Origin of the sequence: Vibrio sp. 10N.222.48.A3, assembly GCF_041475345.1 — a bacterium.
In the GTDB taxonomy this organism is placed as follows: Bacteria; Pseudomonadota; Gammaproteobacteria; order Enterobacterales; family Vibrionaceae; genus Vibrio; species Vibrio tasmaniensis_A.
Window position 1 is genome coordinate 1 of sequence record NZ_JBFRVX010001273.1, and the last position, 1,991, is coordinate 1,991.

The 1,991-nt window shown below is 46.0% G+C and carries 1 protein-coding gene; it reads left to right on the forward strand.

What is annotated here, in order from left to right:
• On the forward strand, window positions 1-1,834 hold a 1,834-nt coding region (locus AB4653_RS25620), incomplete at its 5' end, for an NADP-dependent isocitrate dehydrogenase (protein WP_372105631.1).
• Window positions 1,835-1,991: the final 157 nt, after the last annotated feature.

A 1,991-nucleotide genomic window follows, 5' to 3' on the forward strand; every position in this document is an offset into this window, starting at 1 on the left:
CAAAGGCAGTGCTGTAAACCCTGTGTTACGTGAAGGTAACTCGGATCGCCGCGCTCCACTTTCTGTTAAAAACTACGCGAAGAAGAACCCACACTCAATGGGTGCTTGGTCTGCGGATTCTAAGTCGCACGTTTCAAGTATGGACGACAAAGACTTCTTCGGCAGCGAAAAGTCAGTAACAATTGAAGGTGCTACAGAAGTTAGCATTGAATTCGTTGGTAAAGATGGTGCGAAGAAAACTCTGAAGCCCGCTTTTGCATTGCAAGATAAAGAGATCATTGATGCGTCAGTGATGAACAAGGCCGCTTTGGTTGCGTTCTTCGAGAAAGAGATCGCATCAGCTAAAGAGCAAGGTGTACTGCTTTCTCTTCACATGAAAGCGACGATGATGAAAGTATCTGACCCTGTGATCTTTGGTCATGCAGTTAAGGTTTACTACAAAGACGTATTCGCTAAGCACGGTCAACTGTTTGAAGAGCTTGGTGTTGATGTAAACAACGGCATCGGCGATGTATACGCAAAAATTGCTGCGCTTCCTCAAGAGCAGAAAGAAGCGATTGAAGCTGACCTACAAGCGGTATACGAGACTCAACCACCACTAGCGATGGTTGATTCGGATCGCGGCATTACTAACCTACACGTTCCAAGCGACATCATTGTTGATGCATCTATGCCTGCAATGCTGCGTTCTTCAGGTCAAATGTGGGATCCAGAAGGTAAGCAAAAAGACACGAAAGCTATGATTCCTGATCGCAGCTACGCAAGCATCTACCAAGCAGTTATTGATTTCTGCAAAGAGAATGGTGCTTTCGATCCAACAACAATGGGTAGTGTACCAAACGTTGGCTTGATGGCTCAAAAAGCCGAAGAGTACGGTTCTCACGATAAGACTTTTATCCTTGAAGCTGCTGGTCAGGTTCAAGTTGTTGACGCTTCAGGCGTTGTGCTTCTAGAGCAAGACGTAGAGGAAGGTGATATCTTCCGTATGTGTCAGGTTAAAGATGCACCGATTCAAGACTGGGTTAAGCTAGCGGTAACTCGTGCTCGTGCTTCGGGTGTTCCTGCAGTATTCTGGCTAGACGCGTCTCGCGCGCATGATGCTCAGCTTATTAAGAAAGTTGACGCTTACCTTCCTGAATATGATACCGATGGTCTTGAAATTAAGATCCTTGCTCCTTTAGAAGCAACTCAGTACTCACTGGTTCGTATCAAAGAAGGCCTAGATACTATTTCGGTTACAGGTAACGTATTACGTGATTACCTAACGGATTTGTTCCCGATTCTAGAGCTTGGTACGTCAGCTAAAATGCTATCGATTGTTCCACTTATGAACGGTGGCGGCCTGTTTGAAACAGGTGCTGGCGGTTCTGCGCCTAAGCATGTTCAACAAGTAGAGAAAGAAAACCACCTGCGTTGGGACTCTCTTGGTGAGTTCTTGGCACTAGCGGCATCTCTAGAGCACCTAAGCGTAGTAACGGGGAATGCTAAGGCACAAGTTCTCGCTGACGCGCTTGATAAAGCGACGGGTGAATTCCTAGATAACAACAAGTCTCCTTCACGTCGAGTGGGTGAGCTTGATAACCGTGGTAGCCACTACTACCTTGCAGCATACTGGGCGAAAGCGCTGGCTGAGCAAACGGTTGACGCTGACCTTGCTGCTGAGTTCGCAGGTGTTGCAACTCAATTGGCTGAAAGTGAAGAAGCTATTGTTGCTGAGCTGAATAACGCTCAAGGTCCAGCTGGCGACTTAGGCGGTTATTACCTACTTGATGATGCATTGGTTTCATCACTAATGCGCCCAAGCTCAACGCTAAACGCATTTATTGACGCATAGTGATTGGACTCATCGTTAGTAAGTCATGAACATGATTTACTAACGAGTTGCTTGGTCTGGCAGTTAAGTCACAGATAAAGTCAAAACGAAAGACGCTTTAATGATAACGTTAAAGCGTCTTTTTTTATTCATAATGCTTCCTAGACCTAGACCTAGA